Annotated in this window: 20 protein-coding genes; 10 read left to right on the top strand and 10 right to left on the bottom strand. The window is 64.9% G+C overall.

Annotated elements, in window-relative coordinates:
- Positions 1 to 493 precede the first annotated feature (493 nt).
- Complete coding sequence (locus tag F2P45_RS37005) at positions 494 to 1,135, top strand: LysM peptidoglycan-binding domain-containing protein (RefSeq protein ID WP_166877629.1); 642 nt, start codon at positions 494 to 496, stop codon at positions 1,133 to 1,135.
- Between the two features lie 35 nt (positions 1,136 to 1,170).
- Complete coding sequence (locus F2P45_RS36775) at positions 1,171 to 1,593, top strand: lysozyme inhibitor LprI family protein (RefSeq protein WP_166877627.1); 423 nt, start codon at positions 1,171 to 1,173, stop codon at positions 1,591 to 1,593.
- 61 nt (positions 1,594 to 1,654) lie between these two features.
- Here the strand turns inward: F2P45_RS36775 and F2P45_RS17270 are convergent, their stop codons facing one another.
- Complete coding sequence (locus F2P45_RS17270) at positions 1,655 to 2,704, bottom strand: aldose epimerase family protein (protein ID WP_166877624.1); 1,050 nt, start codon at positions 2,702 to 2,704, stop codon at positions 1,655 to 1,657.
- Positions 2,704 to 3,927, bottom strand: coding sequence for a XylR family transcriptional regulator (locus tag F2P45_RS17265; RefSeq protein ID WP_166877621.1), 1,224 nt, complete (start codon positions 3,925 to 3,927; stop codon positions 2,704 to 2,706). The genes F2P45_RS17270 and F2P45_RS17265 overlap by 1 nt, the downstream gene beginning before the upstream one ends.
- Before the next feature lie 243 nt (positions 3,928 to 4,170).
- Between F2P45_RS17265 and F2P45_RS17260 the strand changes: the two genes are divergently transcribed.
- Positions 4,171 to 5,259, top strand: a complete 1,089-nt coding sequence (locus F2P45_RS17260) for an alpha/beta hydrolase family protein (protein WP_166877619.1) — start codon at positions 4,171 to 4,173, stop codon at positions 5,257 to 5,259.
- 3 nt (positions 5,260 to 5,262) lie between these two features.
- On the opposite strand, the gene F2P45_RS17255 is transcribed toward F2P45_RS17260, so the two are convergent.
- A complete protein-coding gene (locus F2P45_RS17255; RefSeq protein ID WP_166877616.1) occupies positions 5,263 to 6,186 on the bottom strand; it encodes a LysR family transcriptional regulator in 924 nt (307 codons plus the stop codon).
- Positions 6,187 to 6,313: 127 nt separating this feature from the next.
- On the opposite strand from F2P45_RS17255, the gene F2P45_RS17250 reads away from it, so the two are divergent.
- Positions 6,314 to 7,528 (top strand): MFS transporter, encoded by a 1,215-nt coding sequence (locus F2P45_RS17250; RefSeq protein WP_229505130.1) that lies wholly within the window; start codon positions 6,314 to 6,316, stop codon positions 7,526 to 7,528.
- Positions 7,529 to 7,739: 211 nt separating this feature from the next.
- On the opposite strand, the gene F2P45_RS17245 is transcribed toward F2P45_RS17250, so the two are convergent.
- Entirely contained in the window at positions 7,740 to 8,729 is a 990-nt protein-coding gene (locus F2P45_RS17245) for an MBL fold metallo-hydrolase (RefSeq protein WP_166877611.1), read from the bottom strand.
- Positions 8,730 to 8,832: 103 nt separating this feature from the next.
- Between F2P45_RS17245 and F2P45_RS17240 the strand changes: the two genes are divergently transcribed.
- Together F2P45_RS17240 and F2P45_RS17235 are read left to right on the top strand one after the other, a co-directional pair.
- Positions 8,833 to 9,726 carry a LysR family transcriptional regulator gene (locus tag F2P45_RS17240; RefSeq protein WP_166877608.1) on the top strand — a complete coding sequence of 298 codons (894 nt, stop codon included), beginning with the start codon at positions 8,833 to 8,835 and terminating at the stop codon, positions 9,724 to 9,726.
- Between the two features lie 265 nt (positions 9,727 to 9,991).
- On the top strand, positions 9,992 to 12,184 hold the full coding sequence (locus F2P45_RS17235; protein WP_308613595.1) for a WG repeat-containing protein: 2,193 nt from the start codon (positions 9,992 to 9,994) through the stop codon (positions 12,182 to 12,184).
- 491 nt (positions 12,185 to 12,675) lie between these two features.
- Here F2P45_RS17235 and F2P45_RS17230 read toward each other — a convergent pair whose 3' ends face one another.
- The gene (locus tag F2P45_RS17230) at positions 12,676 to 13,122 is read right to left on the bottom strand and encodes a Tgi2PP family T6SS immunity protein (RefSeq protein ID WP_166877602.1); all 447 of its coding nucleotides are present in this window, start codon (positions 13,120 to 13,122) and stop codon (positions 12,676 to 12,678) included.
- A gap of 27 nt (positions 13,123 to 13,149) precedes the next feature.
- Positions 13,150 to 13,470 (bottom strand): hypothetical protein, encoded by a 321-nt coding sequence (locus F2P45_RS17225; RefSeq protein WP_166877599.1) that lies wholly within the window; start codon positions 13,468 to 13,470, stop codon positions 13,150 to 13,152.
- A 130-nt stretch (positions 13,471 to 13,600) separates the two neighbouring features.
- Here F2P45_RS17225 and F2P45_RS17220 point away from each other — a divergent pair, with 130 nt between their 5' ends.
- Positions 13,601 to 14,065, top strand: a complete 465-nt coding sequence (locus F2P45_RS17220; RefSeq protein WP_166877596.1) for a hypothetical protein — start codon at positions 13,601 to 13,603, stop codon at positions 14,063 to 14,065.
- 13 nt (positions 14,066 to 14,078) lie between these two features.
- Here F2P45_RS17220 and F2P45_RS17215 read toward each other — a convergent pair whose 3' ends face one another.
- The 4 genes from F2P45_RS17215 to F2P45_RS17200 all read right to left on the bottom strand — a co-directional run bounded on the left by F2P45_RS17215 (position 14,079) and on the right by F2P45_RS17200 (position 16,531).
- A complete protein-coding gene (locus F2P45_RS17215) occupies positions 14,079 to 14,552 on the bottom strand; it encodes a gluconokinase (RefSeq protein ID WP_166877733.1) in 474 nt (157 codons plus the stop codon).
- A 382-nt stretch (positions 14,553 to 14,934) separates the two neighbouring features.
- Positions 14,935 to 15,750 carry a M48 family metallopeptidase gene (locus F2P45_RS17210; protein ID WP_166877594.1) on the bottom strand — a complete coding sequence of 272 codons (816 nt, stop codon included), beginning with the start codon at positions 15,748 to 15,750 and terminating at the stop codon, positions 14,935 to 14,937.
- Between the two features lie 6 nt (positions 15,751 to 15,756).
- Positions 15,757 to 16,212 carry a YbjQ family protein gene (locus F2P45_RS17205; protein ID WP_166877591.1) on the bottom strand — a complete coding sequence of 152 codons (456 nt, stop codon included), beginning with the start codon at positions 16,210 to 16,212 and terminating at the stop codon, positions 15,757 to 15,759.
- Between the two features lie 4 nt (positions 16,213 to 16,216).
- On the bottom strand, positions 16,217 to 16,531 hold the full coding sequence (locus F2P45_RS17200) for a YbjQ family protein (protein ID WP_166877587.1): 315 nt from the start codon (positions 16,529 to 16,531) through the stop codon (positions 16,217 to 16,219).
- Between the two features lie 506 nt (positions 16,532 to 17,037).
- On the opposite strand from F2P45_RS17200, the gene F2P45_RS17195 reads away from it, so the two are divergent.
- From F2P45_RS17195 to F2P45_RS17185, 3 genes are all read left to right on the top strand, one after another.
- On the top strand, positions 17,038 to 19,791 hold the full coding sequence (locus tag F2P45_RS17195; protein WP_166877584.1) for a TonB-dependent receptor: 2,754 nt from the start codon (positions 17,038 to 17,040) through the stop codon (positions 19,789 to 19,791).
- Positions 19,792 to 19,801: 10 nt separating this feature from the next.
- On the top strand, positions 19,802 to 20,908 hold the full coding sequence (locus F2P45_RS17190) for an SMP-30/gluconolactonase/LRE family protein (RefSeq protein ID WP_166877582.1): 1,107 nt from the start codon (positions 19,802 to 19,804) through the stop codon (positions 20,906 to 20,908).
- An 84-nt stretch (positions 20,909 to 20,992) separates the two neighbouring features.
- The coding region (locus F2P45_RS17185) for a transposase (RefSeq protein WP_229505134.1) at positions 20,993 to 21,206 on the top strand (214 nt) is incomplete at its 3' end.

Here is a 21,206-nt window from a genome sequence, read left to right as displayed (position 1 = left end):
AAGTGAAACGTATCAGCGAGCAAGTGGCAGACCGGCAAGCGCACGACACAGATTTTTTGGAGAGATGAGGATATGAAATACCCTGCGCATTTCCTGCCTGATACCGGTGGATTCGTCGTCACGTTTCGCGACCTCCCGGTACGACGCGCCAGGAAGTCAATCGCCTGATCGACCTGAACCACACCACGCGCATTGATCGCATCGAAGACGCCCTGATGGCTCTCGGCCGGGATTTGCATCTTTCAGTCACCTGAGCACGGTGCGCGGGAATGGCCTAAGCGACCCGGTGGACGAGAGAAAAACGATGTCGCCATCGCCAGCCGTCTGTCGGACTCGAAGAATGTTGGTATTTTTATCACAAAAATGATACCCTTGCACCTGCACTGGCGCTTAGACAACATTATGTGAGGAATGCAATGACCGACTACGAGAAGTGGCAGCATGGGCTCGTAACCTATTGCGGCAACGCTACTGGCAGATCTACGACTGCGACGTGAAAGCCGCGTTAGGTGAATACAACCGCCATCTGAGCAGCACGCCCGGGTATGCACCAATGGACTGGATGCTCATCAAGGCTATGCTGTGGACCGAGTCCGGCGGCGAGGACCCCCAATGGAAGATCAAACCGATGCAGATCGGCGTGGGACCGGACGCGGGCATGAATGCTGTGCTCGGAGACAAGGAAGTCGGCGAGCTGATCATGCCTCCGGCACTGCGCGCCAGCATCAACCCCTCCACCCTGCGCACCAACCCTGCCCACAATATTCGCGGCGGCATCGGCTATCTGCTCATGCGCATGGCGGACTATGCGCACAAGAGCATCCGCGAGCCGAATGCACCCATCGAACAAATCAAAGTAGGCAAGGGTGAGATTCTCGAAAGAATCGCCAAGCGCGTGGGCAGCACGGTCGAGGTGATGCGCGAACTGAACCGGGGCGTGAACGTCCTGCACGAAGGTGATGTACTCAAGTTCCAGAAGGCCAAGGTACAGAAGGTGATTACCGGCTGGCGTCCGATCAACACCGTTGCCATCGCGCGCTACTACAACAGCGGAGGCGACAGCCGCTATCTGACCAAACTGGAATTCGCACTGCGTCTGGTACGCGCCAAACAGGGTGCCACATGCGAACAATAAGCATATTTTCTCTCGCGCTGCTGGTCGCTTCACCCGTGTTTGCGGCGCAGGCCGACGCCGTCGAAACCGCTCCCCATGCCGATGCCGCCAAGGAGGTGCCGCAATTCGACGCGGCAGAAAAATGCGACCAGTTCTCGCAGGCCGCCCGCCATCGTTGCCTGACCGAAATGGCGGCCGACAGTGCCGTCACGCTCAAGCAGGCTGAAACCAAGGCGGTCCAGATGATCGACCAGTGGTTCGAGAACGCCACTTTCAAGACTCTGGCAAAATCGAAATTGAAGGCATCCAGCACGGCCTTCGCCACGTATCGCCAGGCTAAATGCGCATTTGCCGACTCACTGCGGGGCGGCGCCATCGGCAGCGCCCATGAAATCAGCCGACTGGCCTGCATCGCCGATACCAATGCCCAACGCGCATTGGAATTGACCTACGCGACGAAAGACATGCCGCCGCCATAATTGCACCCGCGAGCGCGCAAGGGTGCCGGTATTTGAAGCCGACGTTCGTTGCACGCCATACTCAGGCCTGCAACGACAACCGGTACACCGTGGTCTGCCGGTACACCTGCCCCGGCCGCAAAATCACGGCCGACGCGCACTGCCCGTTCAACTGGTCCGGATACGCGTGCGCCTCCAGGCAAAACCCGTCATGCCTTGCATACGGGCGCCCCGCCCTGCCCTGCACGCCATCGAGCGAATTGCCGCTATAAAACTGCAGCCCCGGCTCGGTGGTCGACACCTGCAAACGCCGCCCCGATCCCGGGTCGTATACGCGCGCCACTTCGCGCAGCGGCCCGGTGCGGCCCATCGCATGCGGCTTGACGCAGTAACAATGGTCGAAGCCGCCCACCAGGCGAATCTGCGCGTCCGGCCAGCCCAGGCGCGGCCCGATCGCGGCCGGCTGGCGGAAGTCGAACGGGGTGCCGGCCACCGCCGCCACGCCAATCGGAATGCCGCGCGGATCGGTCTCCATGTAAAAATCGGCGTCGATCTGCAGCATATGGTCGCCCACGTCGGCGCTGCCGCCGTTCAGGTTGAAGTACGGATGCGCGGTCAGGTTGACCGGCGTGGGCGCGTCCGCGACCGCCTCGAAGTCGATGGTCAGGCGGCCTTCGTCGTCGAGCCGGTAGTGCACCTGCACGTCGAGCTTGCCGGGAAAGCCGCCGTCGCCGTCCGGCGAACTCAGGCGCAGCGACACGCCCGCGTCGGACGCGCTCAGTTTCCAGCGCGCCCGGTGAAAGCCGGCGTCGCCGCCGTGCAGGTGGTTGCCGCGGTCGTTCACGGCGGCCTGCACCGGCGCGCCGTCGAGCATGAAGCGGCCCTGCGCGATGCGGTTGGCCCAGCGACCGATGACGGCGCCGAAGTAGGCGCTGTTGTCGGCGTAGCCGTCAGGGTCGCGATAGCCGAGCAGCACGTCGGCCACCTTGCCGTAGCGGTCGGGTGCCCACCACGACACCAGCGCCGCCCCGCGCTCGCTGATCGTCAGGCGCATGTCGTTGCCGTTGCGCAGGGTGAACAGCTGGTCGGCGGCGCGCAGCGGAGGAGTGGCGATCGTTTGCTTGGTGGTCATTAAGAATCTGCGTGGTGGAATTGAGAAGCCGCCGCCGGCTCGGCCTGGCCTTGCAGGGCCTGGTCCTGGTAGGCGCGCGGGGTGCAGCCGAGCTCGCGCTTGAAGACCGAATGCATGTACTGGCTCGACGTGAAGCCGCAACTGAGCGCCACGTTGGCCAGGTTGCAGTCGCCGCGCCCGAGGATGGCGATGGCGGCGTCGAGGCGGAAGCGCAGGATCTCGTCGTGCACGCTGCAACCGAGCTCCTGGCGGAAATACGATTCCAGCGACGAGCGCGATATGCCGACGTAATCGGCCACCTGGCCGGTCTTGATGCCCTGGCAGGCGTACTGGCGGATGAAGTGGCGCGCGCGCATCACGTGCGGGTGCTTGGCCGGTTCGTGCTTGCTCGAGGCCAGCACGTTGATGCCCGCCGGCGGCACCAGGATGCGCGTCGTCGACAGGCGCGCGCCATGCAGCATCTGGTCAAGCAGGTGGGCGGCGGCGCGCCCCATTTCCTGCGCGCCCTGGATCACCGAGCTGAGCGGAATGCGGGTGAGCATGCGCGCCAGCGGGTCGTTGTCGATGCCGATCAGGGCCACCTGTTCCGGCACTTCGATGCCGGCGATCATGCAGGCCTGCATCAGCTGGCGGGCTCTGGCGTCGGTGACGGCGATGATGCCGCACGGTTTGGGCAGGCTGTGCAGCCAGTTGATCTGCTGCTGGACGGCCTCGTCCCACGAGGGCGCGCTGGTGCCCTGGCCACGGAACACCTCGGCATCCATGCGGTCGCGCCGCATCAGGCTGCGGAAGGCGTTTTCGCGTTCCTGGGCCCAGCGGTTTTCCTGGGCTTCGGGCAGGCTGAACAGGGCGAAGTGGCGCAGGCCGGCTTCGATCAGGTGTTCGTAGGCCAGTTTGATGAGTTTGAAATTGTCGGTGGCCACGTAGGGCACGCCGGACGGGTAGGCGTCGACATTTTCATACGAGCCGCCCACGGCCACCACCGGAATGCGGCTGCGCGCGAGCGCGGCGGCGACTGCCGGGTCGTCGAAGTCGGCGATCACGCCATCGCCCTGCCAGTCTTCGATACCGGGCAGGCGCAGGCGGAAATCCTCTTCCAGGAACAGGTCCCACGAGCTGCGCGTGCTCGACAGATAGGCGGCGATTCCTTCAATTACTTCACGATCGAAAATTTTGTTCGCGTTGAACAGCAGTGCGATTCGATGCGATTTTGGCATCAACATGCTTGATTGTCTCCTGTAGCCCCGCTGGCGCCCCTCATTTTTGGGAGCGCTTCATTTGTTTATTGTATAACTAAAACAAATTACTTCAGTATCAATGGACAGGTGCGAGGCTGCGGCTTATTCTGCAAGCAACGGGGTGGAAGTTCAATTATGAAAATCACCAAGGAGCGGTGCGATTCTGGGGGAGGAATCGCCCTCGCGGCAGCACACAGTCGACCAGCCAGACCAAAAACGAAAGCCAACATGCTCAAGCACGGCCCGATCCGCACTCTCGGCGCAATCGCCCTCCTCGCCGGCGCCATCGCCGTGCCCCTGTACGCCGGCGACAAGCCCAGGCACCCGCAAACACCGGCGGCCGCCGTCCCCTACGCCGAGACCGCGGTCAGCTTTGCCAACCCGTCCGGTCCCAGCCATCTGGCCGGCACCCTGACCACGCCACCCGGCCCCGGCCCGTTCCCGGCCGTCGTCATCGTGCCCGGCTCCGGCCCGGTCAACCGCGATGGCGACTTGTTCGGCCACCAGTTCTACCGCGTGCTGGCCGACGACCTGACCCGGCGCGGCTTCGCCGTGCTGCGCAGCGACAAGCGCGGCCTGGGCCAGTCGAACGGCAGCGTCGACACCGCCACCACCGCCGATTTCGCCACCGGCATCGAAGCCGGCGTGGCCTTCCTGCGCAGCCGCAACAACATCGACCCGCAACGCATCGGCCTGATCGGCCACAGCGAAGGCGCCATCATCGCGCCGATGGTGGCCGGCAAGGACCCGCGCATCGTGTTCGTGGTGATGATGGCCGGAAACGGCATTCGCGGCGACCAGATGCTGCTCGACCGCACCCGCAAGCAGCGCATGGCCGGCACGTCCGCCACCGAGACCGAACGCGAGCTGACACTGCAAAAGGCGGTCTTTGCCGCCGTGACAGCCGAGGCGCCGGCGGCCGAGCGCGAACGCCGTGCCCGCCAGGTATATCTGGACGCCGAGAAAACCCACGGCCGCCCCTGGTCGCCGGACGAACTGGCGCCCCTGCTCACCCCGTGGATGCGCAGCTTCCTGGCGTCGGACCCGGTGCCGGTGCTGCAAGGCCCGCGTTGCGCGGTGCTGGCCCTGGTCGGCGACAAAGACCAGGTGGTGATGGCGGAAGAAAATATTCCTGCGCTCACGCGCGCGCTGGCAGGCAATCCCAAAGCAAGCGTGCGGCGCATGGCCGGCCTGAACCATTTCTTCCAGACCGCAACGACGGGCGCGTTTTCCGAAGTGGCCGGGATTGAAGAAACCATCGCTCCGGGCGCACTCGAACTGATTGGTTCGTGGGCCAGGGCCCATGCCCGGCCCTGAGCATCAGGCCCGGGCGGCCAGCGCAAGATCCGGGTCGCTGTCGAACAGCGCCATCAGCCAGCCGGCGAAGGCGGCCAGCTTGGGCGCCGCCATCCGCCCCTGCGGATACAGCAGCGACACCGGCATCGGCGTCGGCGGCGTGTCCGCCAGCACCTGCACCAGCGCGCCGTCGGCCAGGTGGCGTCGCACCTGATACGTGGCGACCTGGGTCAGTCCCAGCCCCTGCAAGGCGCAGCTGAGATTGGCATCGGCATCGTTGACCGCGATCGGCCCGCTGATGGCCACCTTGACCACCGCCTCGCCGACCACGAAATCCCAGTCGAACGGGCGCCCCGTGCGCGCCGAAAAATGCACCACGCTGCGGTGCGCATGCAAGTCGTCAATCGCCCGCGGCACGCCATGGCGCGCAAAGTAGGATGGCGCGGCGCAGGTGACGAAGCGCATCTCGCCGATCTGGCGTCCGATCATGGACGAATCCTGCAACTGCCCGACCCGCACCGCGCAGTCGATGCCATCCTGGATCAGGTCGACCAGGCGGTCGGTGATGCTGATGCTTAGCTCGACCTCGGGACAGGCGTCGTGGAAGGCGGCGATGTGCGGCAGGATCAGGTGCCGCGCCAGCGCCGACGGCAGGTCGATCCGCAGCTTGCCCCTGGGCCGCGCCGATTCCGCGCCAAGGAACGGTTGCTCGGACGCATCGATCGCAGCCAGGATCTCGATGCAATGCGCGTAATACTGGGCGCCGTCGGGCGTGAGCGAGAGCTTGCGCGTGGTGCGCTGGAGCAACTGGCGGCCTAAAAAGGCTTCCAGGTTCTTCATGGTGGCCGTCAACGAGGCGCGCGGCAGGTTCAGGCTCTCGGCCGCGCGCGAGAAGCTGTTGGCTTCCACGATGCGCACGAATGTTTGCATTGCCTTGACCTTGTCCATGGGTGTTTCCCTATCGATTGTTCATCTATTCTGAAAAGTATGAGTGCATTATGAGCATATAATCGCCCGACCGGTTTTGTCTACAATGGCATCACTTCAACGCAAGTTGATTAACAGAGGATGCAATATGAAACCGAACACCGAACACACAGGCGATATTTCGTCCGGCATGGTGCTGCTGCTGGCAGTGGCGGCGGGCCTGATCGTGGCCAATCTTTACTACGCACAAACCCTGGTCGGGCCGATCAGCCGCGCCACCGGCCTGTCCGCCGCGGCCGCCGGGCTGATCGTCACCCTGACCCAGGTCGGCTACACCATCGGCCTGCTGTTCATCGTGCCGCTCGGCGATGTGCTGGAAAACCGGCGCCTGGTGATCGGCGCGCTGCTGCTGACCGCCGTGGCGCTGCTCACGGCCGCCTTCAGCACGAGCGGCTGGGTGTTCCTGGCGGCGGCGCTGGCCATCGGTCTCGGTTCCGTGGCGGCGCAGATCCTGGTGCCGATTGCCGCCCATCTGTCGCGCGAAGCGACGCGCGGCAAGGTGGTGGGCCAGGTGGTCAGCGGTTTGCTGATGGGCATCATGCTGGCGCGTCCGGTCGCCAGTCTGGTGGCCGATGCCAGCAACTGGCACGTGGTGTTCGGCGCCGCCGCCGTGCTGACCCTGATGCTGGCCGCCGTGCTGCGCGTCAAGCTGCCGCAGCGCATGCCAACCGCCACGATGCCGTATGCACGCCTGATCGGCTCGATGTGGACCTTGTTCAAGACCACCCCGGTGCTGCGCCGCCGCGCCGCTTACCAGGCCGGCCTGTTCGGCGCCTTCAGCCTGTTCTGGACCGTCACGCCGATGATGCTGTCCGGGCCGCAGTTCCACATGTCGCAGACCGGCATCGCGATTTTTGCGCTGGTCGGCATGGCCGGGGCGATTGCCTCCCCGGTCGCGGGGCGCCTGGCCGACGCCGGCAAAACCTTGCCGGCCACCGGCGTGGCGCTGACCCTCGGCGTGGTGGCGTTTGCCCTGCCCTTGCTGATTCCAGGGTCGCGCGAGGTGGCGCTGGGCGTGCTGGTGGTGGCCTCGATCATCCTCGACATGGGCGTGGCCGCCAGCTTGGTGCTGGGCCAGCGCGCCATTTTCGGCATGGCGCCGGACGTGCGCAGTCGCCTGAACTCGGTGTATATCGCGCTGTTCTTCGCCGGCGGCGCGCTCGGCTCGGCGCTCGGCGGGTGGGTGTTCGCCACTTGGGGCTGGCATGCGGTGTTGCTGGCGGGGATGGCGTTTCCCGCGCTGGGACTGGCACTGTGGCTGTCGGAACCGCGCCCGGTGGCGGCCATCGAAGCGCGCAGCTGATGCAAGGGCGCGCATTCCCGTCCGACTCCATACCACAACCCCGGCGCGCAGGCGAGCTAGCGCGATAGACGCAGATCGTGTTGCGTGAGCGTCAGGCGCCTAGGCTGTGGGTGTACGCCGCCTCTGTTTTATGCGGCGACAGGCTGGTCCGGTGGCCTCGACACCGGGCACCAGTTTCCTCATCCCACCTTGCGCGCCGCCGCTTCCCGGCCTATCTGGCTGCCGGCACCACATGGTCGTTGATGTACGGCATCGGCACCCAGCGGTAGCCATCGCCATCGGCGCGCAAGCGGCCAACGCCGGGGAAGGCGACATGATCGCCCGCCACCAGGTATTTTTCCGCAGCCGCGTCGGCAAAGGCGCGCTTGCGTTGCGCCGCCGCCGCCTTCGCATCGACATCGAACACGATCGTCACCGACGGGTCCGGCATCTGGACTTCAGCCACGTGCAGCAGGTCGCCCCAGAACACCAGTTTCTGCCCGCCGCTTTCCAGCGCATAGAAGCTGTGCCCCGGCGTGTGGCCGTAGCTCGGGATCGCTCGGATACCCGGGAACAGCTGCGTGGCGCCATCGAAGGTCTTGACCTTGCCGGCATCGACGTACGGTTTCACCTTCATCAGCGCCTGGTCGAACAGTGCGCGCCGGGACTCGGGCGCTTCGCTGCGCCTGGCGGCGCTCATCCAGTAGTCCAGCTCGCGCTTGTCGAGGTGCACGGTGGCGTTGGGGAAAACCATGCGCTTTCCATCCATCAGCCCGCCGGTGTGGTCGGTATGGATATGGGTGACCAGGATGTCGGTGATCTGTCCCGGCTGGTAGCCGGCCGCTTGCAGGGTGGCGACCAGCTTGTTCAGGGTCGGGCCGTACAGTTCGCCGCTGCCGGTGTCGACCAGCAGCAGCCGCTCGCCGCTCTCGATCAGATAGGCGTTCACGGAAGCGTCCACATGGGTGCCCTGGAAGGTGGCCGCCAGGCGCGCTGCGACTTGCGCCGGCGCCACGTTGGTCAGCAGCTCGCCCGGCGGAATCGCCAGGGTGCCGTCGGACAGCGCGGTGACGTTCACATTGCCGACCTTGAAATGATGGTAACCGGCCTGGACCTTGTTGATGCGGGTGCTCGCCGCCGCCTGGGCGAATGCGCCGGGCGCGGCCGCACCAAAGGTGAAGAAGGCGGCCGCCAGAGCGCCGATCAGGACAGTATTTTTCATGCTGCTTCCTTGAAAGTGGTAAGGCGATCGATTATATTTATTTCACTTTCATTGATACATGGGCTAAAAATACAATGTCTATCTACCCAAGGTTGATAATCGCATGATCGACAACATTCTCGACCTGAGCATTTTTGCGCGCGTGGTGCAGACCGGCAGCATGACCGACGCCGCCGGCGAACTCGACTTGTCATTGGCGGTGGTGAGCAAGCGCATGGCGGCGCTGGAAGACCGGCTTGGCGTGCGCCTGCTCAACCGCACCACGCGCAAGCAGTCGCTCACCCAGGAAGGAGCGCGCTTTCACCAGCGCTGCATCCGCATCCTGGCCGAAGTACAGGATGCCGAGGCCGACATGACCGACAGCCGCACCAGCATCGCCGGCCTGTTGCGGGTGGCGGCGCCGCGCGGCTTCGGGCGCCGCTATCTGAGCGGCATCGTGGCCGCCTTCCAGCGCCAGCATCCGGCCCTGTGCATCGAGCTGAGCCTGGACGACGCCTACGTCGATATGGTCGAGTCGGCCATCGACGTCGCCCTGCGCTTCGGCAACCTGAACGATTCGAGCATGATCGCGCGCCCGATCGCCACCGGCTACCGCATCATGTGCGCCTCGCCCGGCTATATCGAACGGCACGGCGCGCCGCTCACGCCGGAAGACCTGGTGCGGCACGCCTGCATCGTGTACCGCGCCGACTCGACCCGGCACTGGGTGTTCGAGCGCGACGGCAAAGCGGTCACGGCCGCCATCACACCGACCTTCTTCTGCAACGATGGCGATGCGGCCCAGGGCATCGCGCGCGAGGGCGGCGGCATTTTCTACAAGGCGCTGTGGGATGTGAGCGAGGATCTCGATAACGGTACGCTGGTGCGCGTGCTGCCGCAGTACAGCGCGCCGAGCGAGCCGCTGCAGGTGGTGTATCCGCACGCGCTGCATTTGTCGCCACGGGTGCGCCAGTTCGCTGAATTCGCCATCGAACGGCTGCGCGCGCAACTGCCCTGATTTTTCCTGGCGCAGGCGTGCATCGACGACGACGGGTATGTGCGGCTCGGGCAGCACGAAGCGAATCTTGATTAATAGTCAAGGCGAGCGGTTAAAATATCAGACTAACTAGCGGTCCGCGCTGACCGCCTCCACTTGAAAGAAGCACCGACCATGCCGACCCATCCGATCCTGATCCGCAACCACCTGCAGGCTGGCGATGGCCCGCGCGAAGTGCTCCTGATTCACGAAGGCCGGGTGATGCCGACCTCGCCCGCCCTGCTCTCTGTCGGGGGGCTTCCGCGACGACGGCAAGGGCGGCCTGATCGCCCCCGCCAGTGCCATCGGCGGCGGCGCCGGCTACATCGATGCGGGCGGCCGCTGGGTGGTTGCGCCCGAACTGGAGCGTACCCACCCCTTCTACGACGGCCTGTCGCCGTTCCGCAAGGACGCTCTGTTGGGTTACATGCACGTGGACGGCACAATAGCGGTCGCGCCGCGCTTGACCGGCGGGCGGCATTTTCATGGGGGCCTGGCGGCGGTGCTGGTCGCGCCGGACACCTTTCGCTACATCGACAAGCACGGCGAGTTTGCTTTCGATGGCGAGTTTTGCGAGGCCGGCGATTTCGGCGAGAACGGCCTGGCGGCCGCCAGGATCGGCAAGCGCGACCAGGCCGGCTATCTGAACAAACAGGGCGGCTGGGCGATTGCACCGCGCTTCGTCAAGGCACTGCGTTTTTGCGCCGATGGCGCGGCGCCTGTCTCGGTCGGAGAAAACCAGTATGGCCTGATTGACCCGAGCGGCGCATGGATCGTGCAGCCCGGGTACCGGTTTATCGACGACTTCAATGCCGGCGGCCTGGCATTTTTCGGGCACGGGGAAAGCAGCTGGGATTACGACACGGGCTTCCTCGATGCGCGCGGCGACAGATTCTTCCCCGGCGCACCCACTGGGTGCAACGAGATGGTCGACGGTGTGATACGCGAAAGCGACTATTACTACGTCACGCGGCATGGCAAATTCCACGTCGACGGCATGGACTGGGGCGGCGAAATCAACGAGCACGGGTTCGCCCTGGGACGCACCGCGCATGAGGACCAGCGCATCGAGGGACAGCCCAATCCTCCAGCCACATGGGGCATCCTGGACATCGAAGGCGAATTCGTCGCGGTGCCTGCCAACGCGCTCGAACCGCTGACGGACGACGGCGGCATGTTCGAAGAAACGGAAACGGACACGCCGCTGGCCGTCTTCTTCGGCGACGACGACGATCTGCTGATGCTCGACCGCGAGGCCCGCATCGCCTACCGCCTGCGCCGCGAATCGTGCGCCGAAGGCCAGTACGCCGCGCTGTACGACGCCGAGGCGCGCCTGCTCTGGACCAGCCCCGTGGGCGCGCCGATCGCACTGCCGGAGCGTTTCTTCGTGGCCCCGCCGCACACCCTGATGGACAAGCTTCCCTCGCCCGACGCTCTGATCGACTTCGCCAAGGCGATGCTGCTCGACACCGAACGCAAGCTCCAGTTGTTCGCGCTCGAAGGCCAGGTCGACGACGAAAACGAGGGCGAAGACGACGAGGATGACGAGGACCAGGATGAGGATGACGACGCAGCCATCGCCCGGTACCTGACCAGCCGCAGCCGCATTGTCCGGTTCTACCTCAACGAAGAACTGGTCGGCTACTACCAGTTCCTGGCAGAAGAACGCAGTGCGCTTCTGCAGCGGATCAAGGAGGACTGCGTGGCGCGCCTGAGTGCGCAATTCGGCCCGCCCGATAACGAGCCCGACTTCGCCGGCCAGCCGCACAATACCTGGTACTACGCGTGGCAGCTCAGCCTCGATACTCCCCTGCCCGGCGCCGGCGGCGCCCCCGAGGCGAACCGCCTGTGGCTGGCCCTGAACTGGAGCGGCGACACCGGCGACGGCGACGAATGGGGCGACCTGTGGCTGACCTGCGCGCCGAGCCTGGCGACGCTGGAACTGGCGATCGAGGCTGCCTCAAGCCTGGACGACGATGACGACGACGACGACGATGTCCTGCTACGTCTTGTCACCGGCTCCCCGGACGGCATCCTGGCCCTGGCCGAAGACCAGGTCACTGCCGCACTGGCTGACGCCGCGGCCCTCGCCAACGCCGCCGCCCTGGCGCACCTGCCCGCGCGCTACCAGACCAGCGCGCGGCTCGAAGCGCTGATCCGCAAGAATGTCCACTCGGCCTACCAGATCCCGGCCGTCTGCATGAGCGCGGAGGGCCTGGCGCTGACCCGTTCCCTGTACGGCCGCGACAAGCGCTGGAGCCGCCTCGACGCCCAGCGCTCCACGCCGCCCGAGCGCTGGGACGCGCACAGCCTGGCCGGGTATTGGGGCGCCCTGCTCGACGCCGCCGCCTGCGAGCGCGCGGTGCGCGCCGGCGCGCCGCTGTCGTCGATTCCACTGTGGCTGCGCACCCCGGCACTCGACGCCATCGCGGGGCGCTGACGGCGCCGCGCGGCGCGGCAAAAAACGCCCAGCCGAAGACGATATCACGCCAGGCGCGCCAGCGGCCCTGTGTTGCAAATTTGGCCTCGCGATCAACATTTGTCACAGAACCGAAACTATCGTCATGCATGCTATTTGCTGCCCTGCGGTAAAGATCGGAAGCGATTCCCCGTCAAACCAGCCTCTCCGATCGACCGGCGCGCACATGGGTACCGGCTGGCCCGGCGCCTTCCCCACAATGCCTGAAACAGGAGAAGTAAATCGACTAAATCAATCTTTGCTCTGCTTTTGTTGTCCCACTCGCTGTATGCAATCGCTTCGGAACAATCGACCTGCACCGCGAACAAAGGGGCCTACATCACAGGCACCGTGGTCAGCGCGCCCAAGTTTGCGTCCGCATCGACCACCATCCGTTCCGGCGAGGACTTGTCGGCCGACGAGTTTGCCGGCGCGCTGGCGCTCGGCGAGCAGCTGGGCGGGCAGCGCCGGCATCAGCAGCCGAAGTCGTCGCGTGCCACCCTGGCGCTGGGGCGTTTTTTGCCAGTCCGCAAGGAAATGCCGTGCTGAAGTTTGGTCAAGGCCGGGAAGCTGATGCGTTTGCAGCTGTTCGCCACCCAGACATCGCCGGTCAGCACATTGACCGCGCAATGGCCGTGCGTGAACGACATCGCATTCTTGGGGTGGCTGTACACAAGGGCAAAGCTGCGATAGCCCGGATACAGGCCATCGCGGCCACGGAATGGCTCGTCGATCCACCAGGCGCTGTCGCTCATGTCGACGCGCTCGTGTTTCAGCACCACCATCAGGAGCCGCTTGGCTTGATTGACAGTCAAGCCGGTCGGCCGGACCTTGTCGACGTCGAGTGGCCGCGCAAACGCCGGCCCGCAGGACAGCAGGCCGGCGGCGATCAAGGTGGCCAGCCGGTTTACGATGCGCATTGCATGCACGCTTTCATTTTTGGCGAGCTAGCGAGTATCCTTGACCGCGATGTCGACCAGTGTCTTACCGTCGGCACTCAACTTGCAAGTGGCCAGCATGGTCACGGCGGTGCCCGATTCATTCTTGGCGGACAGTTTGATCGAGATATCCATCTGGCCATCGGGGCCGCGCGTGACAAGGCTGGGCGTGCCGGAGAGATAGGCAATCGACTTGGGATTGGTGGCGCGCGCTTCGATGGTATTCATGCAGGTGCGCCGCGCCATGGCCTCGAGCGGCGTGTCCGGTACGGCAGGTTTGCTGCAGGCCGCCAGGGCCAGGATGATTGGTAGTAGCGTCAGTTTGTTCATCGTGTCCCCGTGAAGTCGGAAAATGATACACGAGCCGGACGCTGACGGGCAAGCATCGCCGTGGCGCGATAATCCACGTAGAATTGCAATTTCGCCAATTGACTCCCCTCGCCATGAAAGCACCTTCCGCATGAACCCTCTGCTGACCCGCACCCTGCTCGCCGCCGCATTGACAATCTCGTTCAGCGCCCGGGCGCAAGCGCCCGCTGCCAGCCCGCAGACGCTGGCCGATTTCGCCAAAGCCGCACCGCACCTGCTCGCCGCGCTCGAATGCAAGAAAAAACTGGTTTATACGGATGCGGTCAAGACCTTTGTCAAAGACCCCAACAGCTTCGACGACGTTGTCCTGCCGGCGCCGCTGACCGTGTTCGGCCTCAAGACCACGGCGATCACCGTGACCGAGGACGACCAGAACGGCGGCGGCGGCTACAACGCCAAATTCCCGGGCCTGTCGCAGAAAGATGCCGCGAAGGCAGCCAAGGTGAAGGGACCGAACTACAAGCGCAACGTCAAGGGCGGCGGGATGATCGAAGTGGGCGCGCCAGGCGATGGCTCGGCCTACATCGCCTGCCTCTACGGCGCCGGCGAAGGCTGAAACCGGCCAGCCGTCAGCGGCCGCCGAGGATGCGCGCCACCTGCTGGCCGGGCGCGCTGCCGATGTCGAGCAGCACGCCGGCTTCGTCGGGCTGGAGCGGTTCGAGGTCGCGCAGCTGGCTGTCGAGCAGCGAGGGCGGCATGTAGTGACCGGCGCGCGCCTGCATGCGCGCCGCGATCAGTTCGCGCGGGCCATCGAGGTGGGCGAAACGCAGTGCCGGATCGCCCTGGCGCAGCAGGTCGCGGTAGCGCCGCTTGAGCGCCGAGCACGACAGCACCAGGCCAGCCCCGCGTTCGCGCGCCTCGCGTATCTGCGCTTGCAGGGCGTGCAGCCAGCCGGCCCGGTCGTCATCGTCGAGCGGCACCCCGGCCGACATCTTGGCCACGTTGGCGGCCGGGTGAAACTGGTCGCCTTCCACGAACGGCACATCGAGCTCCCGCGCCAGGGCTTGCCCTACCGTACTCTTGCCGCAGCCGGACACCCCCATCACCACCCAGCGCATCCCGTCACCCTGATCGACCATCTTGCCCCCAAAAGTTAGCGCTAACATCAGGACTCGAAGTCTAGCGAACTGGGCGGATTTGTAAAGATGTTTTGGGGGCCCAGGGCCAATGCCCGGCCGTGCTGTCCACAGTTGCAAACAAATTCTGTGGATAAGTATGTTAACAAGCCATGCGAGAGGCTGGCAAGTGCTTGGTTTTAAAGGAAAAAATGGCACTGCCCGATTTTAGGGCACTGTGGACAGTTGCCGTCCAGATTGAAGTTGCAAACAGAATCTGTGGATAAGTTTGTTAACAAGCGCGCCGCCCGCACGCTAAGTCCTTGCTTCTAAACATAAAAGTGTACCTGCGTGCTTTTCGGGCAGGGATTCAGGGAAGCGGCGCCAGCGGCGTGACCGGCCCGACTTTCATGCCGCCCGCGCGGATCGCAGCGTCGAGCGCATCGATGCGCTGCTGCATGGCCGGATGCGAGGCGACGTAATGGGACAATCCGGTCGGGTCGGCGTCGCCTTCTTTCAGCGAGGCGAACAACTCGGTGGCCCCGCCCGCATGGCCGTAGCGGCAGTTCAGGATGCGCAGGGCCGCCGCATCGGCGGCCGCCTCGCGCGTGCGCGAATAGGTGGCGTCGCCCAGTTTCCCGACTGGCGCGAGCAAGTCGCTCAGGCCCGAATCGCTGCCGGTCAGCAGTGCCGACATGCCGAACAGCACGATGCCGCGCCCCAGCGCCCGCAAATGGTCGCGCTCGGTGATGTGCGACAACTCATGCGCCAGCACGAAGGCCAGGCCGTTTTCGGACTTCACCTCGTCGAGCAGGCCGGTGAACACGACGATATTGCCGCCCGGCAGAACCGCCGCGTTGGGCGTGTCCGACTTGTGCAGGCTCACATTGGCCGGCAAGCGCAGGCCGGCGCAGGCGCGCATGCTCTCGACCAGCGCCTGCACCTGCGCCTGGCGGGCGCGCTCGGCCGCTTCGGTGGGGATCGGCTTGGACGGCAACAGCGCGTACAGGCGCGCCTCGCTCTCATGGTCGAGGTGCTCGACCGCCGTGTCGACCGCCAGCGCCAGCGCCCAGAACAGCAGGGCCGCGCCCGCCAGCAGCCACAGCCCGATCACGAAAAAATCCTTGAGCGGATGCTGGTCGGAGATATTGTCGTTATGTGCGGGCAGCGACGGCTGGTATTTCATGACGTTTTACTTGGCGAAGTAGATGGCGGTGCCGTAGGCCAGCACTTCCACCGAGGTCACGCTGCCGGGCCGCTTGCCGGAAATCGACATCGCTTCCAGGCGGAGGTTGACGATCTCGTGCGCGTCGGGGCAGCTTTCCTTCAGGCGCAGCACGGCTTCGCGGCGGGCGCGGTCGATCAGCGTTTCGTGCGAGGTGACGGCGCCGCCGATGAACGAGCGCAAGCCCAGCACAGCCTGCTTGAAGTAATCGATCGAGACGACCACGTTGCCGTACACCAGCTCACTGCGTTCGACCGGACGGGCCGGATCGAGCAAGGTCTTGAGCGAGGTCGACGGCAGATGCAGCCAGGTTTTTTCGCGGCTGTGGATCGATTCGTAGTGCTTGGCCTCGGCGGCGCGGCCGAAAAAATAGCCGACCACGACCAAACACAGCCAGAATCCGAGGATGGCTAACTCAGCCATCGTCTCAGCCCACGGTGACGGCGGTGCCGTACACGTAGATTTCGGCGGCGCCGGCGGCCACCGAGGACGTCGAAAAGCGCACGTTGACGATGGCGTTGGCGCCCATCTGCCTGGCCTGGGCCTGCATGCGTTCGATCGCACTGTCGCGCGATTCATTGAGCAGCTCGGTGTAACCCTTGAGCTCGCCGCCCACGATGTTTTTCAGGCCGGCCATGATATCGCGCCCCACGTGCTTGGCACGCACGGTGCTGCCCGATACGACGCCGTGGCAGGTCATGATGTTTTTGCCCGGAATGGTTTCGATATTCGTCATTAACATGAGTTACGTTCCTTGCTACTTTAAATGGAAGTCAATTATAGTTGCAATCCTGCTAATCAGATAGCTTTTCCGCGCCTTTCACAGGGTGACTGCGCATGCAGTCCGGGCGAAAACGCAACAGCGTCGACGGGCTGGCGATGCGCCCGCCGCGCGCCGCGCGGGCGGCGGCATGCATGGCGCATGCACCCGCTGTTGCGGGCGCGCCGCGATGCGCGAGCCGCCCGAAGGCTTCCCTCCCATGCCGCACGACCTGCCCGCCGGCCGCGTCGCTGCCACATGAAACTATTGAGCTTTCGCCACGAACTGCGTACAGTGGAAAACTTGTTAAATACTCACATGCGTGTCAGACAGCCATCACCTTGACCAACAAACCCTCTTTTTCTGCTCCGCAAGCACCACTTCCTGCCGCCGGCAGCAGAGACGGTTTCGGAATATCGTGGCCGACATGGCTGCCCTCAACGCCAGTGGCGTCACCGCACTTCCCTCATCCTCACGGAGCCTCCAGCATGCGCAAGCAAGACCGCCCCAATCCCCAATTCCTCCCTGTTTCGCGCCTGACCCGCGCCGTCCGCGGGGCGCTGCACGCGAGTGCCTGCGCCGGCCTGCTGGCCCATGGCGCCGCTTCGGCTCAGACCAGCGAGGCGCCGCTGCCGAAGGTGGAGATCACCGGTTCGGCCATCAAGCGCATCGTCACCGAAACCCCGCTGCCGGTGCAGATCGTCACGCGTGAAGAAATCGAAAAGACCGGCGTGACCACCGCCGCCGAACTGATGGCGCGCATCTCGTCCAACGTGGGCGGGCTGACCGACGGCGCCAGCATCAACGTGGGCGGCGACCAGCGCGGCTTCAACAGCGCCAACCTGCGCGGCATCGGCACCTCGTCGACCCTGGTCCTGCTCAACGGCCGGCGCATGGCCAACTTCGCTTCGCCCGGCGACGACAGCGGCGTCGACCTGAACAATATTCCGGCGGCGGCGATCGCGCGCGTCGAAGTGCTGCTCGACGGCGCCTCGGCCCTGTACGGCACCGACGCGGTCGGCGGCGTGATCAACTTCATCACGCGCAAGGATTTCAGCGGTGTCGAAGTGAACGCTTACGCCCTCGGCACGAAAGAAGGCGGCGCCGGCAAGCGCGCCGCCACCCTCAGCCTCGGTACCGGCGAGCTGGAAAAAGACGGCTACAACGTGTTCGCCGTGCTCGACGTGCAAGGCACCGAGCGCCTGAACACCTCGCAGCGCAAGTTTGTGGGCGAACTGCAGATTCCGCAGCGCCTCGGCCATTTGCTGTCGAGCTTTACCAGCCCGGCGAATATCCGACTCTCGTCGACCCAGCGCGACCATTTGCAGGACACCGGTTTCCTGCTCAACGGTCGCTTGATCACCAACCGCCAGATCAACCTGTCGATCCCGAACTGCGCGCCGCCGGCCAATCTGTACCTGCCCGCCGGCACCGGCGGCGTCGACGCCTGCACCTACGACTACATGGGCGACACCGAGCTGTATCCCAAGTCGAACAAGCAGAACCTGCTCAGCCGCGGCGTGATCAAGCTCGGCGCCGATGCCCAGGCCTATGCCGAAGTGGCCCTGAGCCGCTCGCGCACCAACTACGTCGGCTCGTCGGCGCGCGTGATCGGCTACATCGATTACCGCAAGATCCCGGCCCTGGCCAACACCGGCCTGGACCAGCTCGATGACGACATCCCCGGCGAAATCGAACTGCGCATGCGCCTGAACGAGGCCGGCATGCGCGCCAGCGAACTGACCAGCGAAAGCCAGCGCTTCGTGGTCGGCGTCTCCGGCATCGCGGCCGGCTGGGATTACGACGTCGGCTTCAACCACAGCGTCAACACCGTCAAGGACAAGGATACCCACGGCTATGTGCTGTACGACCAGCTGCTCGCAGGCATCGCCGACGGCCGCATCAACCCGTTCGGCCCGTCGAGCGCGGCCGGCACGGCGCTGCTCGACAGCATCCAGGTCAACGACGTGGTGCGGCGCGCGCGCGGCACCATGGATTCGTTCGACTTCAAGGCCTCGCGCTCGCTGATGAAGCTGGCCGGCGGCGACCTGGCCATGGCGGTGGGCGCCGAAGCGCGCCGCGAGCGCACCGATTTCAATCCGTCGGCCCTGCTCATGAGCGACAACATCAACAACGATCCCGCGCCCGAAGGCGGCAAGGCCACCAGCGACCAGCGCAAGGTGGTCGCCGTGTTCGGCGAAGTGCTGGCGCCCTTCACCAAGGAATGGCAGGGCCAGTTCTCGGCGCGCTACGACCGCTACCAGCAGGTCGGCGGCGCCCTGAGCCCGAAAATCGGCCTGGCCTACACCCCGAGCAAGGCGCTCACCGTGCGCGCCTCGGCTGGCAAGGGCTTCCGCGCCCCGACCATGTCCGACCTGTACCGCCCGACCGTCTACAGCAGCACCGCCACCCTGCCCGACCCGGTCTACTGCGCCACCGTCGAAAACAACTACGCCGACTGCGCCGACCTGTGGGATACGCGCCGCTACAGCAACGTGAACCTGAAACCGGAAAGCAGCCGCCAGGTCTCGGCCGGCATCGTCATCGAGCCGAACAAGCGCTGGAACGCCAGCCTGGACTACTGGAAGATCAAGCGCACCGACATGATCAGCGAGATCGGCGACGACATCATCCTCGGCAACCTGGACAAGTACGGCAGCCTGGTGCACCGCGACGAAGACGGCATGATCGAGTACATCGAACTGCACAAGGAAAACCGTGGCGCCCAACTCGCCAGCGGGCTGGACCTGGTGGTGAACCTGCGCAGCGCGAATACCAGCCTGGGCCGCTTCGGCGCGCGCCTGAACGGCACCTACGTGCTCGATTCGAAGATCCAGACCAGCCCGGGCGACCCGTACATCAGCAACCTGAACAAGTTCGTCACCGACAGCGTAGTGCAGCGCTGGCGCCATACGGTCAGCCTGGACTGGGAACAAGGCCCGCTCTCGGCCACCGTGTCGAACAGTTTTTCGGCCAGCTACGACGACCAGAACTCGGCCATCAACGTCGACAACGGCACCGTGGTCGCGCCCAACCGCGTCAAGGCCTACTCGCTGTGGGACATGTCGCTGGCGTATGAATGGGGCCAGAACCTGAAACTGCGCGCCGGCGTGCAAAACCTGTTCGACAAGGCGCCGCCGTACTCGAACCAGGCCAATTTCTTCATTTCCGGCTACGACCCGACCTACACCGACCCGCGCGGACGGCGCTTTTATGGCAGCGTGAATTACGCCTTCCGCTAAGTAAGTGCGGATGTTGTGGGTGCCTGTGGCCGGCACGGTGATACTGGCGTCGTACCTCGGCCTGTGGCCGGTGCCGATCGCACCGGTCAGCTGGGACGCGCCCGCCGCGCCCGGCTACGTCGGCGCACACGCCGCCAACAGCAAGCTGGCCGGCGTGCAGCGCATCGACCTGCACGGTGAAGTCGGCCCGGAACACGTCGTCGCCGGACCGGACGGCAGGCTGTACACGGGCGTCAGGAGCGGCAACATCGTGCGCATGCAGCCCGACGGCAGCGCCCAGGAAGTGTTCGCCTCAACCGGTGGACGTCCGCTCGGCATGGCCTTCGCCGCCGACGGCAGCCTGGTGGTGGCGGACGGCATCAAGGGCTTGCTGTCGGTCGCGCCCAACGGCCAGGTGTCGGCGCTGGGCGATGGCCAGGCGCGCTTCCTCAACGCGGTGGCGATCGCCGCCAGCGGCAAGATCTACGTGAGCGAATCGTCCACCCGCTTCACCCCTGCCCGCCACGGCGGCACCGTGGAAGCGGCCACGCTCGATGTGATGGAGCAGTCGGCCACGGGACGGGTACTGGAATACGATCCGGCGACGAAAGCGCTGCGGGCGGTGGCAACCGGCTTCTCGCTGGCCAACGGCATCGCCCTCAGTAACGATCAAGCGAGCCTGTTCGTCAGCGAGAGCGGGCGTTACCGGGTGTGGAAGATTGCGCTCGATGCCGACCGGCTCGATGTCGGCAAGCAGTCGCCGCAGGCCCAGGTGCTGTTCGACAACCTGCCCGGCTATCCGGACAATCTGACCCGCGCGCCCGATGGCACGCTGTGGCTGGGTTTCGGCGGCCAGCGGAACGACCTTGACAAGATGGCGCGCAGACCCTTCCTGCGCAGCATGGTGCTGCGCATCCCGCGCTTTTTGTGGGCCGCGCCCAAGCCGTACGGGCACGTGATGGCGTTCGGCGAAGACGGCAAGGTACTGGACGACCTACAAGACCCGGGCGGCACTTCGCCGCTGACCACCGGCGCCACCGTCAGCGCGGGACGTCTGTACATACACAATGCCGATGGCGACGCGCTCGGATGGATTGCAAAAAAAATCCCTCGGCGCCCTAACCTGAATTTTGCATAAAAAAGAGCAAGAATGCCGTAAGTGATTGATAAAATGTGAGTTATCCCTAAAACACAATTTCAACACGAACGCACCTTGCCCGGCATGAATTCTACCTCAGAGCAGCTACGTTTTGCATCGATTCCAGCCCACAGCGTCCGCGCCGATTTCGCCGGTGGCGGTTTGTCGTCCGATCTCGGTCCGGTTCTGCTGCGCGGTGTCGACCTGCAGATCGGTCTGACCAAGCGCCTCGCGGCGGCTTTGCCGGACCGTCGCCATCAGAGCTACGTCACTCATTCCCATCACGATCTTCTGACCC

This window comes from Massilia mucilaginosa (assembly GCF_011682145.1).
Lineage (GTDB): Bacteria > Pseudomonadota > Gammaproteobacteria > Burkholderiales > Burkholderiaceae_D > Telluria_A > Telluria_A mucilaginosa.
Note: the sequence above shows the minus strand (reverse complement) of the source record. Positions and strands in the feature narration are given on the sequence as shown.

What these genes read in the sequence shown, in the direction of transcription:
- F2P45_RS17270 (WP_166877624.1), bottom strand. Translation starts at nt 2,704, where the DNA reads ATGACCACCAAGCAAACGATCGCCACTCCTCCGCTGCGCGCCGCCGAC.
- F2P45_RS17265 (WP_166877621.1), bottom strand. Translation starts at nt 3,927, where the DNA reads ATGTTGATGCCAAAATCGCATCGAATCGCACTGCTGTTCAACGCGAAC.
- F2P45_RS17260 (WP_166877619.1), top strand. Translation starts at nt 4,171, where the DNA reads ATGCTCAAGCACGGCCCGATCCGCACTCTCGGCGCAATCGCCCTCCTC.
- F2P45_RS17255 (WP_166877616.1), bottom strand. Translation starts at nt 6,186, where the DNA reads ATGGACAAGGTCAAGGCAATGCAAACATTCGTGCGCATCGTGGAAGCC.
- F2P45_RS17250 (WP_229505130.1), top strand. Translation starts at nt 6,314, where the DNA reads ATGAAACCGAACACCGAACACACAGGCGATATTTCGTCCGGCATGGTG.
- F2P45_RS17245 (WP_166877611.1), bottom strand. Translation starts at nt 8,729, where the DNA reads ATGAAAAATACTGTCCTGATCGGCGCTCTGGCGGCCGCCTTCTTCACC.
- F2P45_RS17240 (WP_166877608.1), top strand. Translation starts at nt 8,833, where the DNA reads ATGATCGACAACATTCTCGACCTGAGCATTTTTGCGCGCGTGGTGCAG.
- F2P45_RS17230 (WP_166877602.1), bottom strand. Translation starts at nt 13,122, where the DNA reads ATGCGCATCGTAAACCGGCTGGCCACCTTGATCGCCGCCGGCCTGCTG.
- F2P45_RS17225 (WP_166877599.1), bottom strand. Translation starts at nt 13,470, where the DNA reads ATGAACAAACTGACGCTACTACCAATCATCCTGGCCCTGGCGGCCTGC.
- F2P45_RS17220 (WP_166877596.1), top strand. Translation starts at nt 13,601, where the DNA reads ATGAACCCTCTGCTGACCCGCACCCTGCTCGCCGCCGCATTGACAATC.
- F2P45_RS17215 (WP_166877733.1), bottom strand. Translation starts at nt 14,552, where the DNA reads ATGGGGGTGTCCGGCTGCGGCAAGAGTACGGTAGGGCAAGCCCTGGCG.
- F2P45_RS17210 (WP_166877594.1), bottom strand. Translation starts at nt 15,750, where the DNA reads ATGAAATACCAGCCGTCGCTGCCCGCACATAACGACAATATCTCCGAC.
- F2P45_RS17205 (WP_166877591.1), bottom strand. Translation starts at nt 16,212, where the DNA reads ATGGCTGAGTTAGCCATCCTCGGATTCTGGCTGTGTTTGGTCGTGGTC.
- F2P45_RS17200 (WP_166877587.1), bottom strand. Translation starts at nt 16,531, where the DNA reads ATGTTAATGACGAATATCGAAACCATTCCGGGCAAAAACATCATGACC.
- F2P45_RS17195 (WP_166877584.1), top strand. Translation starts at nt 17,038, where the DNA reads ATGCGCAAGCAAGACCGCCCCAATCCCCAATTCCTCCCTGTTTCGCGC.
- F2P45_RS17190 (WP_166877582.1), top strand. Translation starts at nt 19,802, where the DNA reads ATGTTGTGGGTGCCTGTGGCCGGCACGGTGATACTGGCGTCGTACCTC.